Origin of the sequence: uncultured Campylobacter sp., assembly GCF_938045775.1 — a bacterium.
In the GTDB taxonomy this organism is placed as follows: domain Bacteria; phylum Campylobacterota; class Campylobacteria; order Campylobacterales; family Campylobacteraceae; genus Campylobacter_B.
This window is the reverse complement of the sequence record NZ_CALIBH010000200.1, coordinates 1-14,640: the sequence shown is the minus strand read 5'-3', so window position 1 is coordinate 14,640 and position 14,640 is coordinate 1. Positions and strand designations below refer to the sequence as shown.

Annotated in this window: 21 protein-coding genes and 3 pseudogenes; 13 read left to right on the top strand and 11 right to left on the bottom strand. The window is 34.8% G+C overall.

The features are described from left to right. The first annotated feature begins 149 nt into the window (after window positions 1-149). Window positions 150-686: a hypothetical protein gene (locus Q0238_RS07940; protein WP_363317131.1), complete on the top strand. Its 537-nt coding sequence runs from the start codon at window positions 150-152 to the stop codon at window positions 684-686. After that, window positions 677-1,062 (top strand): annotated as a pseudogene (locus Q0238_RS07935) (hypothetical protein); the annotation flags it as partial. The gene Q0238_RS07940 and the pseudogene Q0238_RS07935, both read left to right, overlap by 10 nt. Window positions 1,063-1,165: 103 nt before the next feature. Here Q0238_RS07935 and Q0238_RS07930 read toward each other — a convergent pair. The 10 genes and pseudogenes from Q0238_RS07930 to Q0238_RS07885 all read right to left on the bottom strand — a co-directional run bounded on the left by Q0238_RS07930 (window position 1,166) and on the right by Q0238_RS07885 (window position 6,403). Beyond that, window positions 1,166-2,347, bottom strand: a complete 1,182-nt coding sequence (locus Q0238_RS07930; RefSeq protein WP_297944807.1) for an LlaJI family restriction endonuclease — start codon at window positions 2,345-2,347, stop codon at window positions 1,166-1,168. Continuing rightward, window positions 2,340-2,480, bottom strand: coding sequence for a hypothetical protein (locus Q0238_RS07925; RefSeq protein ID WP_297944804.1), 141 nt, complete (start codon window positions 2,478-2,480; stop codon window positions 2,340-2,342). Before Q0238_RS07925 ends, Q0238_RS07930 begins: the two co-directional genes overlap by 8 nt. A gap of 167 nt (window positions 2,481-2,647) precedes the next feature. Continuing rightward, a complete protein-coding gene (locus tag Q0238_RS12290) occupies window positions 2,648-2,950 on the bottom strand; it encodes a hypothetical protein (RefSeq protein ID WP_363317132.1) in 303 nt (100 codons plus the stop codon). A 20-nt stretch (window positions 2,951-2,970) separates the two neighbouring features. Beyond that, entirely contained in the window at window positions 2,971-3,621 is a 651-nt protein-coding gene (locus tag Q0238_RS07920) for a hypothetical protein (RefSeq protein ID WP_297944801.1), read from the bottom strand. Then, window positions 3,618-4,347: pseudogene (locus tag Q0238_RS12285) on the bottom strand (hypothetical protein). Before Q0238_RS12285 ends, Q0238_RS07920 begins: the two are co-directional and overlap by 4 nt. Continuing rightward, entirely contained in the window at window positions 4,335-4,559 is a 225-nt protein-coding gene (locus Q0238_RS07905) for a DNA cytosine methyltransferase (RefSeq protein WP_297944792.1), read from the bottom strand. The pseudogene Q0238_RS12285 and the gene Q0238_RS07905 overlap by 13 nt, the downstream one beginning before the upstream one ends. A gap of 195 nt (window positions 4,560-4,754) precedes the next feature. Beyond that, window positions 4,755-5,288, bottom strand: a pseudogene (gene dcm, locus Q0238_RS07900) (DNA (cytosine-5-)-methyltransferase); the annotation flags it as partial. 338 nt (window positions 5,289-5,626) lie between these two features. Next, window positions 5,627-5,920 (bottom strand): DNA cytosine methyltransferase, encoded by a 294-nt coding sequence (locus tag Q0238_RS07895; protein ID WP_297944790.1) that lies wholly within the window; start codon window positions 5,918-5,920, stop codon window positions 5,627-5,629. Then, complete coding sequence (locus Q0238_RS07890) at window positions 5,917-6,201, bottom strand: helix-turn-helix transcriptional regulator (RefSeq protein WP_297944787.1); 285 nt, start codon at window positions 6,199-6,201, stop codon at window positions 5,917-5,919. The genes Q0238_RS07895 and Q0238_RS07890 overlap by 4 nt, the downstream gene beginning before the upstream one ends. A 34-nt stretch (window positions 6,202-6,235) precedes the next feature. Then, window positions 6,236-6,403: a helix-turn-helix domain-containing protein gene (locus Q0238_RS07885; RefSeq protein ID WP_297944784.1), complete on the bottom strand. Its 168-nt coding sequence runs from the start codon at window positions 6,401-6,403 to the stop codon at window positions 6,236-6,238. 151 nt (window positions 6,404-6,554) lie between these two features. On the opposite strand from Q0238_RS07885, the gene Q0238_RS07880 reads away from it, so the two are divergent. Then, window positions 6,555-7,562, top strand: coding sequence for an IS1595 family transposase (locus Q0238_RS07880; protein ID WP_297944781.1), 1,008 nt, complete (start codon window positions 6,555-6,557; stop codon window positions 7,560-7,562). Here the strand turns inward: Q0238_RS07880 and Q0238_RS07875 are convergent. Beyond that, window positions 7,551-7,976: a hypothetical protein gene (locus Q0238_RS07875; protein ID WP_297944778.1), complete on the bottom strand. Its 426-nt coding sequence runs from the start codon at window positions 7,974-7,976 to the stop codon at window positions 7,551-7,553. The two genes, Q0238_RS07880 and Q0238_RS07875, sit on opposite strands and share 12 nt — an antisense overlap. Before the next feature lie 305 nt (window positions 7,977-8,281). On the opposite strand from Q0238_RS07875, the gene Q0238_RS07870 reads away from it, so the two are divergent. The 10 genes from Q0238_RS07870 (at window position 8,282) to Q0238_RS07825 (ending at window position 13,908) form a co-directional block, all read left to right on the top strand. Further along, complete coding sequence (locus tag Q0238_RS07870; protein WP_297944776.1) at window positions 8,282-8,557, top strand: hypothetical protein; 276 nt, start codon at window positions 8,282-8,284, stop codon at window positions 8,555-8,557. A 349-nt stretch (window positions 8,558-8,906) separates the two neighbouring features. Then, window positions 8,907-9,437 (top strand): CRISPR system precrRNA processing endoribonuclease RAMP protein Cas6, encoded by a 531-nt coding sequence (cas6, locus tag Q0238_RS07865; RefSeq protein ID WP_297944772.1) that lies wholly within the window; start codon window positions 8,907-8,909, stop codon window positions 9,435-9,437. After that, window positions 9,424-9,867 carry a hypothetical protein gene (locus tag Q0238_RS07860; protein ID WP_297944769.1) on the top strand — a complete coding sequence of 148 codons (444 nt, stop codon included), beginning with the start codon at window positions 9,424-9,426 and terminating at the stop codon, window positions 9,865-9,867. Before cas6 ends, Q0238_RS07860 begins: the two co-directional genes overlap by 14 nt. A gap of 67 nt (window positions 9,868-9,934) precedes the next feature. Next, on the top strand, window positions 9,935-10,162 hold the full coding sequence (locus Q0238_RS07855) for a hypothetical protein (protein ID WP_297944766.1): 228 nt from the start codon (window positions 9,935-9,937) through the stop codon (window positions 10,160-10,162). 30 nt (window positions 10,163-10,192) lie between these two features. Beyond that, window positions 10,193-10,942, top strand: a complete 750-nt coding sequence (locus tag Q0238_RS07850; RefSeq protein ID WP_363317130.1) for a hypothetical protein — start codon at window positions 10,193-10,195, stop codon at window positions 10,940-10,942. Then, window positions 10,939-11,343, top strand: a complete 405-nt coding sequence (csm2, locus tag Q0238_RS07845) for a type III-A CRISPR-associated protein Csm2 (RefSeq protein WP_297944761.1) — start codon at window positions 10,939-10,941, stop codon at window positions 11,341-11,343. The genes Q0238_RS07850 and csm2 overlap by 4 nt, the downstream gene beginning before the upstream one ends. Window positions 11,344-11,352: 9 nt before the next feature. Beyond that, a complete protein-coding gene (csm3, locus tag Q0238_RS07840) occupies window positions 11,353-11,991 on the top strand; it encodes a type III-A CRISPR-associated RAMP protein Csm3 (protein WP_297944758.1) in 639 nt (212 codons plus the stop codon). Next, the gene (locus tag Q0238_RS07835; protein ID WP_297944755.1) at window positions 11,991-12,875 is read left to right on the top strand and encodes an RAMP superfamily CRISPR-associated protein; all 885 of its coding nucleotides are present in this window, start codon (window positions 11,991-11,993) and stop codon (window positions 12,873-12,875) included. The genes csm3 and Q0238_RS07835 overlap by 1 nt, the downstream gene beginning before the upstream one ends. Continuing rightward, a complete protein-coding gene (gene csm5 / locus Q0238_RS07830) occupies window positions 12,868-13,515 on the top strand; it encodes a type III-A CRISPR-associated RAMP protein Csm5 (protein ID WP_297944752.1) in 648 nt (215 codons plus the stop codon). Before Q0238_RS07835 ends, csm5 begins: the two co-directional genes overlap by 8 nt. A 102-nt stretch (window positions 13,516-13,617) precedes the next feature. Next, window positions 13,618-13,908 (top strand): hypothetical protein, encoded by a 291-nt coding sequence (locus tag Q0238_RS07825; RefSeq protein ID WP_297944750.1) that lies wholly within the window; start codon window positions 13,618-13,620, stop codon window positions 13,906-13,908. Window positions 13,909-14,640 lie beyond the last annotated feature (732 nt).

The following is a 14,640-nucleotide window of genomic DNA, read 5'->3' as shown; positions in this document are numbered from 1 at the left end:
AGAGGGATCATCTAAGGCTAAGGGTAAGAGGGGCAAGAAGGGTAAGGGAGAGTAATAATCAAGAGGTAATGGAATAGAGAGGAGTTTCTTTCTCTCTTCTTTTTTCTGTCTCTTTATTTCCATTCTTCTTTTATGCGTCCTTATTTTTTTTGCCTCTTTTTTGTTTAGCAAAAAATTTGGGGTTTAAATATCCAAACGAAACAAAGCGGACAATTTATGCCGATGAAATCACGCATACCTTAAAAAATCACGGCAACGAAGTGGCAGAAGCGAAGCGCGGGCAAATAGCGATAACGCGCGACGATATAGCACACTACATAGACTATGTCGAAAATCCCGACAAACAGATTTTATCTCAAACAAAGCAAGGACTAAAAGCCCTCATAAGCGGGAAACAAAAAGACGGGTATTATGTAGTCGTAGAGGAAGCACAAACCAAAAATAACAGGCTTGCTTTTAAAACGATGTATAAGGTCAAGGGAGATATTAAAGAAAGTTCATTATTCAAAGCGACGGCAGACGCCAAAAACGGCGAACGACTTGCATTTTCGGGTTATAAGCCCGACGCGCAGCGGGTCCCGTCGCTCGATGAGCCTATTATACCACAAAACTCCCAAAAAGTAAAGGAACTACCGCCCGATGAGTTAAGAAAGGTGCTCATAGAAGCTGAGCACAAAGCGAGTTAGACCAGGGCGTGATTTACTTTGATTGTTGGAAAGCTTATGATGGATTGGTAGATTATGGGCTAAAGCACACTACAGAGTAAAACACTCAAAGAATGAATTAGCTAACGGTAAAAATCATCTAAATGGTATTGAAAATTTCTAGGGTTATGCTGAATATAGATTATCTAAATTTAAAGGCATCTTCCCTAAGCGTAGCAACGGTAGTGGCGGCAGGGAAGCTAGAATAATTTCTTGCTTCATCTTAAAGAATGTGTTCTGCTTCAACTATAAGCGTAGATTATAATAGAGTTTAGATATAATACTTAAAACTACACAGGAAAACTTATATCAGAAACTGTTAAAATTAATAAAAGGTCTTATAGGTAGCAAGATGTAGTCGTAGCTAAAAATCCGCTTAAGTTTAATTGAGCGATATTATGTAGCAAATGCACAAGCCGCCAATTAATTTGAGTTTATGCAAGTTTTTACTAAAAACATGATTAACTAGATATTATTTTTGAAAGCCTTTTGACTTCTTTTTGATTAAATTTAAACCCTAGTGTCATCAGAAATTTCGTGTCTATTAAAATACCTTGAATTTTTTCATATTGTTTTGTGCTATTTTTCCAACTTGCAAACGCTTCGCCGATTTTTATAATATTTTCATTTGTGCCATATTTTTTTGCATTAAATGGCATTATGAAAGCATTGTAAATTTTATTTGTATTACTAATTAAGCTCACATATTCACCATATATGATTTGTTTGGATACAGAGCTTGTGCTAGGCAAATCATTTGCTTTTAATGTTGCGCTGTATTTGTAGTATTTAGAATCTAAAATATAAATTTCACCATTATATAGCATAATCGTATCAGGACGTAAACTACTACTATTTATCTCATTTTGATTTATTATCCATTTTGTAGTGGGATAATATTTAACCTTGTTACAAACCCCATAAACTTTATCTACTAAATTTTCCCAAACATACTCAAACCTATCTATGCCATATTCGTTAAATTTTCTTAGCTCGTTACCACTTGATTGCTGGATAATAAAAAGCATATTTTTAAAAAGATACTTAACTCTATCATTAAAAGTGTGTGAAAGCTTATTTTTTATAGTCTTTATAAAGAGAATTTTATTAAATCTTATATTTGGTTTTTCTAGTATTGTATTTAGTCCAAACAACCAACCTATCATTTTAGAGCTTTCATATACGAAAAATTTGTGTATTCTTGAGATTAGTTCATCTTGAGTTGCATTTGTGGTTCTTTTAATAAAATTTAGATAATAAACACTATCGTCTTGAATAAAGCTTTTCTGAGTTTTAAATGTTTTTGTGTAATCAACTTTGCCTTTAGAATTTAACTTATACTCCACTTGATTTTCTTTGTGGTATCCGTAGGCTAAATAGTCTTTTAAAATATTTACATAAGCCATAAAAGCAAAGGCTTTCTCGCTATATGTACTATTATTTACTTCCTTGGAGTTTATTTTAAATTTTGACTGTTTTATTGTTTTTACTAGAAGTAAAATATCCTTTCGTGCTGATTTTTCATCATATTCAAAGCCAATTGGAAAGCAAACCAAGGGTTTATTTTCTTGAAATTTTATCCCAACAAAGGTGTTAACTTCTATATTTGTATTGATATGACAAAAATCAATTATGTTATTCATCGCTTGTCATTTTTTCAAAAACATCATCTTTTAAAATCGCTCTAAATGCTTCGACTGCTTCTTGCTTTTCAAATGCTTCTAGCATTATATCAACAACCTTAAAATTATCTTTAAAAAAATCGTCTCTTGACATTTTAAAAGCATCGTCCCAAAGATATTTTAAAACCTTTTGAGAAAATTTATTTTTATCTAGTATTTCATCTATTCTAGCAAAAAATATCCCAAGCCTTTTATCACCACCATCATTAAACTCATCATTTATTATGAGCTCATTTGTAACTTGAATAAATTTTTTCCACGTTATGCTTGAATTGCAAATTTTCTCACTACTTGCGTTTTGAATATCGTTTTAATATGCCTTAGTTCGCATCTACGCTGGAATGCCGTATCAAGCGTAAATACATTTTGATCAGCACTATTCATAGTGGCTAGGATAAATAGATTTCGTGGGATTTTAATCAAAGTATTTTTATTTTTAAAAACTTCCCTTGATATATCAAAATTTGTAATACCATAAACACTCTCACCGCTCTCATTTCTATCTAAAAGCTGAAAAATATTGCCAAATATTGCAGGAGCATTTCCACGATTTATTTCTTCAATTATTAAGAAATAATTATGCTCTAAACACCATATGCACTAGCCAAAATTTGTGTAAAAGCACCTGCTATAAATTTATACTCTAACTTGTTTTCATCGTTTAAGATAGGTAAAATTTGTCCTACAAAGTCGCTATGTGTGTAATCAGCGTGAAAGACAACTCGTTTTATCTGCGCTTCGTTTCGCTCATTTAGCTTAAATTCATTTTGTAAGGTGTAGCTTTTACCAACACCAGGAATGCCATAAAATATGATATTTTTGCCATTTTCTAGCTCATTTTCATCGTTTGCTTGTGCGGCTTCATCTTGAGTGTTTATTAAGATATGTAAGTCATTGCCTCTAAAAAGACTAGACAATACACTATAACGATTGTCATTTGGTTTTATAATTTCTAATTCGAAATCTTGTCCATTTATTGTCGTGATGAAATACAAATCATTGACTTCTGACCCACCTTCAGCTCTGACTATTTTTTTAAAATCCCCGCCAACACGCCAATCTCTTGCATTAGTAAGTTTAACGCTTCCATTTTCATGGCTTATTTTTCCAATAAAATTCAACCCACTCACTCTTTCATCAAAGAAAGTTTTATAAATTTCAGTCGTTATGCTTACCTCTTTGTCATTTGCATTTGTGGCATCATGTTGAACTGCCTTTCTAATATAAATTTTCATTTTAAAACCTTACTATATTGCTCAGCTATGGCTTTAGCAAATCCCGGAAATGTTTTACTTCTTAGATTTCGTCTTTCATCGGCATTTTTTGCCTTTGTTAAAACGTCACTATACCATTTTGCTATGCGTTTTCCGCTACTTAATTCTATAAATTCGCCTTTACCTACCATGTTTGTGGGTTTTAGTTTTGGCAAATTTTTAAGCCATAAACAAGTTGTTTTGCTTGCTTCGTCGCCAAACATATATGGCTGAACTATCTGCTCCGGCTTTTTATAACAGCTTGACATTATACCGATAGGATTTTCGATGGCTATATGCTTAATATTTGCATTTGCTAGTGCTAGGAAAAATTTGATAGCTTCTGCTCTATCTTGTTTACGATTTGGAAATCTAGGATGCGGTCTGCGTTGCTCTGTAGGTAAATATTTATCATCTGGGTGGATAATACCACTGCGCTCCACTTACGGCTAAATAGGTGCAGGGTGGGTGTGCTATCATCAAGTTCCACTCACCTTTGATTTTTACACTCTCGCCATTTTCAAGCACTCCGCCTTTGTTTTTGATAACTTTTAAAACATCGTCCTTAAAGTGCCACTCTGGGTGTCCGCCACTACAACCTAGCAAATCGCAAGAATAGGCATTAAGTCCAAGTTTCCTAAATTCTATGCAAACCCTTTGGCTTTCTTCACAAGCAATTAAAATATTAAAATTCTTTAATTTCGACATTTTTGACCTTTTAAAATATTTGCAATCGCTATGGCTATTTTGTTAGCCAATAGCACAGGAACGGCATTACCTATCATTTTAAAGACATAAACACTTGAACCCAAAAATTCATAATCCATAGGAAATGTTTGCAAAAGTGCGGCTTCTCGCATTGTAATTGTTCTTGCTTGATTTATATCTGGGTGAATAAACATATTGCCGTCTTTTTGCAAGTGAGCTACTATTGTTGGACTTGGCTTATCCCAATATAAACTTCTATATTTGATATGGTTTGTATTTTTACCAGTTGTTTTTTATAGAAGGCTATTTTATCTTGCAACGACAATGAATTCATATCATTTTTTATCCATTCTTGAAATACTTGCATATCTCGTTTATTTGCATAACGAACGGTGTGAAGTGGAATTTTATTTGAGCCGATTAGATCGTGAGAGATGTTTTTTGTTACCGATTTTATGGCTATTTTTAAGCGGTTTAAATTTAGGTAGGTCAAAAATAGCATCTTTTAGCGTCTTTTTATTTTTGGATTTTAGACTATCGAGTTCATTGTATAAATTTTCTAGTATTATATTATCATCTTTTCTTACACCGAAGATGATAATACGCTTTCTATCTTGCGGAACTTCAAAGTCTTGAGCATTGTAGATAGACCTTTTTAAATCTTTAGGAGAGCAAATCTCATAGCCTATCTCATCAAAGGCTTCATAAATTCGCTCTATTATAAACTTGTTACTTGGCTTTGCACTTAAAATTCCAGGCACATTTTCAAACACTATAACTCTTGGTTTATAGTGTTTTACAACTTTTATATAGCTTTCAAACAAATAGTTTCTATAATCAAATTTCATAGAATTTGGGTCGGTCGCACGACCTGCTACTGAATAAGCTTGGCATGGTAGACCGCCGATTATTATATCCACGTTTTGATTATTTACAATACTATCAAGTCCGTTTTTAACGACCGTATCGCTGTTTTTACTAGCATATTTAGAAACTAAAGTGTTACTCCATCCCCCTCTATTAGCTCATTTGTGTATTGTATATCGAATTCTATAACCGAGGTTTTAGCTTCACTTGAGAGTAATGCCACTTTTTAACTAGGCGGTTGCGAAGTGTATCAACATCGGACTTTCCCACTCAATGTGAGCTAGAGCACGCATATTTTTTGCATACAAAAGCCCTCCGATAAGCCACCACAACCAGAGAACAAATTAATAAAACTAAATTTCATTTTTTTATCCGCTTTACTTATCTATTGCCACACCAAGCACATCTAAAATTATAAAGGCAGACGCAAGCTTAATCTAGTATCTTTAATACCCTTTTGTTCAACAAATATGCTAAACAATTGGGAAGAGAAGTCCGCGCATAATATATCATGTGACAGAATAGCACTATTATCGATTTTGGTTATGCCTCCTAATGGTTTTTCTTCAAAATTTTCATAATATGTTTTACGGTATTCTGAATTTATATCACAAGACACGATGCATTTTAATCCTTGTTTCTCCATGCCGAGCCTTATCTCTCCTATACCGCAAAAGAGATCGATAAAAGATATATTGTTTTTCATTCCGAAGTCCTATTAGCTTGCCACAAACTAATAACCTGAATTATATCCTCATCCTTAAGCATTGCAAGCAAATCAAGCAAGGCCGGTATAGCAATCGGTTTTTGAACCTCTCCTAGCCCTAGCCATGCGGTATAGGTGCTATGGGCTATGCCGATTCTGTGGGCCATCTCCTTTTGAGAGATATTTCTTAGCTCTTTATCTTCGATTTGCTTATGAATTTTATGCACTATGTCAGATAGCTCAAAGAATTTTTTATTGTATCTCCAACTATCTATAACCATAAGCATCCGTTTATCGTCGAGCATCGATAACATTTTAAGCATAGCCACTCATGGCCGACGGCTCGTTTTTGCCTCTTAGCCACTCTACATAGGTAATAGCATCTATATTTAACCTAGCGGCTATTTCTTTCTTGCTAATTTTTTGCAGTTCCTTGGCTTCAATGCCTTGATGAATTTGAAGCAAAGTTTCTTTTAAGCTCATCTACTTCCTTTCGTGTTTATAATTTTAGTCAAAAAGACTTAAAAATCCATGTCATATATTATACAATATTTTAATTACTGATTTATATATAACATTAAGCTTATATTATTCAATATAATTATACTTGTAATATATAAAAAAGGAGGTAGATATGGCACAACACTTTTTACTATCGGCTGAAGCTCGCAAACTATCTCTTATTAAAATCGCAAAGATGAACGACTTTCAAGCTATTGCGGCTTTTAGGCAAGTTCGCTGGTTTGAAACCAAAGGCAAGCCTGTATGTCCATGCTGCGGTAGTAGCGGCAAAATTTACTTCATAACCTCTCGCAAGCAGTTTAAATGTAAGGAGTGCGCAAGCTTTTTTAGCGTTACTAGCGGCACGATTTTTCATGGACATAAGCTACCGCTTCAGACTATACTTACCGCTATTGCGATATTCGCTAATGCCGCTAAAGGAATCTCGGCATTACAACTCTCTCGCGATTTAGACGTTCAATACAAAACCGCATGGGTATTGCTTCATAAAATTCGCGAAAGCTTAATGGATTATGATAATTCGCAACCGTTTCAAGGTGTAGTCGAAATGGACGGAGTGTATGTTAACGGCTATATCCGCCCTAAAAATAGATTAGAAAAAAGAATAGATCGTAGAAAGGCATATAAGCCTAATAAAAGAGTAGTTATATCGCTTAGACAAAGAGATCAATTCGGCATTGGCGCAAATAGGACGAGAACCTTTATTTTAAGAAACGAAAATCCGATAGAGCTAAGCCGTATAGCTAGCAGATTTATCGCAAGAGATAGCGAAGTGCATACTGACGAGAATATCGGTTATTCAAATTTTATCGCTCATTACAACCACAGAGTGGTTAATCACGCCGTAGAGTATTGCGGTATAAACGGAGAGAATAACAATCAAAGCGAAAGCTATAATTCAAGGTTTCGTAGACTTCAATACGGACAATGTCATAAGCTCGGAACGTTATACCTATCTAATTATGCTAATGAGATAGCTTACCGCGAGGATACAAGGCGCTTTGATAACGGCTTTATCTTTAGAGATATTTTAAAAAAGTGCTTAGACAGCGGAATTTCAAACGAATTCTGCGGTTATTGGCAAGGCAATCATAGAGTAGCCGAGAGATTAGGCATTTAGAATTTTTATACAATATTGTTTTGTGTCGTTTGTAATACGGCATTCTATTACATCTTGACGGACTAAATTCTCTAAAACGGTATAAATTCCGCCGTATATTGATTTATGAAGCTCTTGCGGCAGAGCTTTTATTTTCATTACATACTCTGTTAATTCATTTATATCGACATTATCGTTGCTTTTTATATACTCTATAACAAGCTTTGTTAGCTCTTTGTGCTTAAAATATCTTTCTCTCGTTTTCTTGGGCGCTATTTTTCTTAAGTCGTAGTTCGAATCAAATATCTTTATACTTTTTGAGATAGTTGAAATTTCATCTCTCGCCTCTTTTATCGCTTCTTGATATGATTTAATTCTGCCTTGAAGCTCTGCGTATTTGGCTACTAAAGCCGATATTACGTGAGATTCTGCCATATTTTTCCCTTTTTACTGCAATTGTTATATGCGATTAATATGGCTATAATTTTATCTGATTATTTTATAGAAGTTGGTTGCAGTTGCTACATAATACCGTAATTAAGCCAAAATAAGAATAAGCAAAAAGAGCGCCTAAATTTTAGTTGTTTTGTTATTCGAAAAATCCATAAATTTTGAAATTTGAGAAAAATAAATGGGAGTTGTGCATAAAAATAATAGTTTTTTAATCAAAAAACTTAAAAATTATAAACATTTATTTTTAATTTATGTATAATAACATAATTTTAAAATAAAGTGGTAAAGTGAATAGCAAAACTAGTATGATTATAATATTTTCTCACAAACTTATAGCGGTTCAAGAAAAAGACGCAGAGAATAGTCTTGGTGTATGCAAGTTTATAAAAATTCCCCAAATATCACAAGATAAATGGTCGTATATCCCTCCCGAGCTATCAAATTTAAAAGAATTCATGATAAAGTTTGAAAATTTTATAAAAGTAAATGTAAGAATAGGCACAAAAGCCATCTATGCAGCAACAAAAAGAATAATTCAAAATAGCATAGTGGGCATAATGTGATGAAAAATTTAGTTTTTGAACATGTAAAATTTGGGCAGTATATATGAGATACTCCGAGCTTAGAGTGCTGTTTAGATCGCCTAAAAACCGCCATTTTTTATCGGTTCGCAAGTACGCGGGGCTTTTGGATATGCGCTAAAAAGCGTAAGTTGCATAAACCCATCGTATAAGTGTGGCGAGTGTTTTGCAAATGAGAGTTGCCTGTACTACGACTTTTATGAAAAGAAAAATAGCTACCATAAGTATAGGCTGGACTTTGAGCTTGGGGCTGAATTTTACGACTTTGGTATAGTTTTTACTAGGAAGTGCGTGCGAAAAACTACCATATATAGCTTCTGCCGTGTATATGATGCTAAAAAGATACGGTCTTGGCAAAGATAGAATCAAATATGAGAAATTTGATATGTTTGCAAATGGTGAGACGTGTTTGGCTGGAGATAAGATAAGTCTACCTAAAAACTACGTGAGAGAATTTGGCTTTGATGATAAAACGGATGATATCAAGATCAAATTTATAACGCCGCTTAGGATAAAAAAGGACAACGTTTTTTTAAAAAGTGACAATATATCTCTGCGGGATATACTAAACTCTATATATCAAAGATGGCTAAGCGTTCAGGGGAAAGATCATGAAGCGCTGCCATTTGAAGTGAAGGGCGAGATAACTAATAAAGAGCTAAAATACGTGGAGCTAACTAGACGAAGCAACAGGCAAAACGCGACTATGAATTTTGGCGGCTTAGTGGGCTCTTTGGAGATAAAAGGCATTGGCAAAGAGTGCAAAAAGCTTTTAAAACTAGGCGAGATAATAGGTGTGGGTAAGCAGACTGTTTTTGGGCTCGGGAAAATAAAAACGGAGGATATAAATGAGCAAATTTAGCAGTTATTTTGGCGATGAGTTTGCTGCTTTGGAGCAAGGATCAAAAGATATAGATGAGATATTGCAAGATAAGATGTTTTTGATCGGCGGAGATTTTTACGGGATACAAAAATTTATATTTGATAATCTAGGCTCAAAAAACGCGGCTAAAGTGCTAAGGGCAAAATTCGCGTTTTGCGAGCTTTTTATGATAGTTTTGGCCAAATTTATCTGCCAAAAATTTGGCATAGACGAAAAATGTATCTTATCGTGCACGGCCGGTAAATTTGAGATACTCTCTCCTAAATTTGATGAAGCGACTTTTAAAGAGATAAAAGGCGTTATAAACGCTTATTTTGTAAAAAATTTTTTGGCGTTAGCGGCGTTAGTCTATCTTGCGTGGAATGCGAGAGGGCGGGCTTTGTGGAGCCTCAGCGATATAAAGAGCTAAGGGATAAGATCAGCAAGGCTGTTGAGCTAGAGAAATTTAAAAGCTAAATTTAAAAGAGCAAGAGCCGGTGCTCTCATATGATAAAGGGATAACAAATCAAACTCTTTGCAGGATCTGCAACATAAGAAAGATACCACATGATAACGATAAATGCGAAATTTGCAGTGCCTTTGTGCGTCTTGGCGAGAGACTAGCTAGTGATAGCAAAAAGATAAATAGTAAAGATATAGGTATAGACTTCATAGATTCCGATATCGAGATAAGTGAAAGCATAAGGTCGTATGTCGCAAAATAAGACGGTGGCAAAATAGTCGATTTTGAGAATTTGGCCGAAGGATCCAGTGGAGAAAACGCTATCGCCGTCATAAAAGTAGATGTAGATAATATGGGAAATTTCATAAAAAATAGCGACGTGACGCAAAGTTTTGCAAATTTTGACACATTTTCAAAGGGTATAAATAACTTTTTCTCTTTATATGTGCCACGAAAGATGAAAGAGAAATTTGAAAATAGCTACACGGTCTTTGCCGGTGGCGATGATTTGCTGATAGTTGGAAGCTACGATGAGATGATAGATCTTGCTGTTTTTATAAGGCAAGAGTTTATGAAATTCATAAAATCGCAAAATTTAAGCATATCTTTTGGTATCGTTTTGGCAAAACCATCTACACCGATAAGCTACCTAGCTCAAACTAGCGAGAAGTGGCTGGAAGTATCAAAAGAGATTGGCGGAAAGGATGCGATCACTATCTTTGGCGAGACAGCCAAATGGGATAGCTATATAAACGTAAGAGGCAAGATTTTAGATGAGTTTGAGAAATTTGATATAGATAATGCGGCGTTTTTATACAGGATGCTTGAGCTTTGCGAGATGAGCAAAAATGTATGCGAAGACGTAAGAAACACCATGTGGAAGTCAAAGCTAAGTTATAGTTTTACTAGAAATATGCAAGACAAGCAGGGACGCAGTGATATGAACGCGCTGCTTTTAATGCTAAATGATGCGATAGAAAACAATCCAAAGGAGAGCAAGATGGCGATTTGTGAATACATATATAAAAGGAGAGAGCAATGAATGGATATAAAAATGGCGGTGGTAATTATAATGCTGGTAATAAACCGCAAGCAAACTCTTTGCCGCCAATCGTTTTAGACTACAAAAAAGATCCAAATTTGTTTGATACTACAGCAAAAACGGTTGCCGAGAAAATATCAGGAACAAAAGCTACGCAAATGAGAGCATTTTATGACTATGTCATAGAGTTAGAGCAAAAATCGAACACCGAAGATTTTAGCGAAATTTTGCCATTTGTAAAGATGCTAAATTCAAAAGCAGCTTATTCAAACGCCAGAAAACATTCTAGTAGTGAATTCGTTGAGATGATAAACAAATGTGTGGCTCAGGTAAGAACAAAAGATGATTTAAGGGTATTTAAACTCTTTTTTGAGGCCGTTATAGGCTTTTATAAGAAATAAGGAGAGAATATGAAAATTTTAACTTTAAAGGGACAAATAGAGCTTTTAAGCGGACTTCATATAGATGGCGGTGATGATACTATGAAAATAGGCGGTATAGACTCGCAAGTGATAAAAGATATAAATACAAATAAGCCATACATCCCAGGAAGCTCGATAAAAGGCAAAATGAGAAGCTTGCTAGAGTGGAACAATAGACTAGTTGGGTATGGCGAAGGAGAGGTTTTTAACTTTAATCTGTTAAAAAATGTCCCGGAGCCGGATAAAAAAGCGGCACAAAATTTACTAAAAATTTTTGGCGATAAAGAGAATAAATTAGGCATTACTAGAATAAACGTTGGTGATTGCACATTATCAAAAGATAGCGAAAGGCTAAAACTAAGCGAAGCAAAATACGAAAAGGTGATCAATAGAAAAAACAAAACCGCAGAGCATCCTCGCCAGATCGAGCGCGTACCGGCGGGAATGAAATTTGATCTAGTCATTAGATTAAAAGTTTTTGACGAAAAAGAGCCTTATAACGATGACGAAGTCAAACTAAAAGAGATGATTGAAAGCGGGCTTAAACTAATAGAAAACGACTATCTAGGCGGTAGTGGCTCAAGAGGTTATGGAAGGGTCGAGTTTAAAAATTTAAGGTGGGAATAATGACGCTTTATAAAACTACCATAACGCCTAGGTCAAATTTTACCACGCCGCTAAAAGGCGATACCTTGTTTGGGCAAATTTGCTGGGCGATCAGATACGCACTTGGAGAAGATAGGCTAAATGAGCTACTAAAAGACTACGAGAAAGAACCGTTTTTGATAGTCTCTGACGGCTTGGCTAGCGGATATTTGCCGAAGCCTAGCATGCCAAGTCATCTTCTAGGCGAAAATTTGGATCTTAAAAAAGAAAATAGGAAAAAAATTTGGCTTAGCATAGAGGATCTGCAAAGCGGAAATTTTAAAAACGTCAAGACAAATGACGAGATCGGCTACGAGCTAAACGAGACGGCTACCATTAAAAATTCCATAAACTATCTCACATTTACAACCGACGATAGTGGTAAATTTGCACCATATGCTTTGATGGAGATGAAATTTAGCAAGCAAGATATTTATTTTTTGCTAGATGATAAATTTAAGCTTGGCGAGCTAGAAAAAGCATTTGAAGTTGTATCCAAAAGCGGTTATGGCAAGAGAGCTAGCATAGGCAAAGGGGCGTTTGAATATAGTGATTTTGAAAAAGTGACTATTAAAAAGAGCTCAAATGCCTTTATGGCGCTTAGTCCGGTTGTGCTAGGCTATGACGGCCCAAGAGAATTTTACTATGAACCATTTACGAGATTTGGCAAACACGGCGGATCGCTTGCGAACGTAAATCCGTTTAAAAGCCCGATTTTAATGGCAAATAGTGGTAGCGTGGCGATATATGATGAAATTTGTGAAAAAGAACATCTAGGAAAAGCCATAAGCGGACATTCCGCAAATGCAAACATAGTGCATCAAGGATATGCCATACTAATAGCTACGGAGATAAAAGATGCATAATGAAACCAAAACTTACAAAATAAATCTAAAACCCATAAGCCCGATACATATAGGTGTCGGCGAAGCATATGAGCCGATGAATTACGTCATAGATACGGATGCAAAAGACAGCAGGGACTATATGTATGTTTTTGATGAATTTGAATTTGTTAAAGGCCTTAATGAGAAATCTAAAGAGAAATTTGAAAGAATAGTCTCAAATTTATCCGCAGATACATTGTTTGAATTGCAGAAATTTATAAAAGAGAAGAGTGCCTTGGCTAAGAAAAAATCTTTTAAAAAGATTTTAGTATCTCCAAAAGTAGCGAAAGAATATAGAGAAAAATTAGGTAAAGCGGTCCAAAAAGAAGGCGATGGCAAAAAAGTCATAAATCAGCTGATCATCGAAAAAACATTTATATCTCCAAATTTCAAAAAAGCAATAATCCCCGGAAGCTCTTTAAAAGGTGCGATAGCCACAGCCTTTGGTGAATTGCTTTATAAAACAACTGAAAGCTACGAAACAAAAGAATATTTTAGTGACTTCTTGATCGCCGATAGTAGCGTTATACGCTCACATACATTTGTTGCCGATGCAGTAAATATAAAAAGGAATGAACAATCAAGAGATAATGGCAATGACAATGGTATAAAGGTGTGATACGAAGTTATAGACTCAAAAAGCGAATTTGAGACGACAATCACTATAAAAAATGCTAAATTTGATGTAAAAGAGCTGGTAAAAGCCTGCAACTCCCACTATATGCCGATATTTACTTCTCAGTTTAGTTGTGAAACGGATGAATTTACACGCGAAGCACTATCTGATAAATTTATTGAGAAATATGAGAATTTTAAACTTACGGATAATCAATTTTTATTGCGAGTAGGCAAGCACATCGGTGCAAGAGCTGTTACGGTAGATGGCATCAGGAAGATAAAAATCATAAATGGCAAAGGAAAATTTTCTATCGAAGAGGAAGAGACCACGGCTTGGCTTATAAATAAACAGCCGTTTGGATGGTTGCTTTGCGAGATTTTGGAAAGCAATTAAAAATGATTGCTACCTCTAAAAAATCCATAGTAATATGCGAACATAAAAGCCCACTCGGTCACCGAATTTAACCAAGCTAGGGTTTATAGGGTAGGTATCCCCTAACGAGTATGATTTATATGGCGAGTGAAATCTGCAATACAAATAGTATGCTCGCTAGATAAAATCTTAAAATTTATTTTAAGGATAGTGATTGCGTATATCCGTGTGATTTGTAATAGGTGAAAGTAAAAAATACCTATAGCTTTTTTTATATTTGTCGAATATGTAAGATGCGTAGGATAGGAATATTTGTATTATCCGCGCCACGCATAACCTATTTATGCTCATTAATAAGTCCAATTTGTAAAGCGCGTAATACATATATTTGTGTTATTTGTAGTTTATACAAGACTTGATCGCTCGTGTGCCATGTTTACTTTATGTGGATAGAAGCTTTTACAAATCTTTATGATTTACGACCAATGATTACAGAATGATAGATGAGAATAATTGGATTTATTCGCCGATGATAAAATTCAATTGATTTTAAAGTTTATCAATTATAAGCCCAAACTATTCTTGTATTGGTTGAGGAGTGATGAAAATAAAATTTAAAACAGTGCCATATAAGGCACCCAAGATGTTGCTCAACCAAACCTTAAAGTAAAACATCAATAAAATGGGAATTTATAAAAAATGGTGGTTAGAGGCAGAATCGAACTGCCGACACGCAGATTTTCAGTCTGCTGC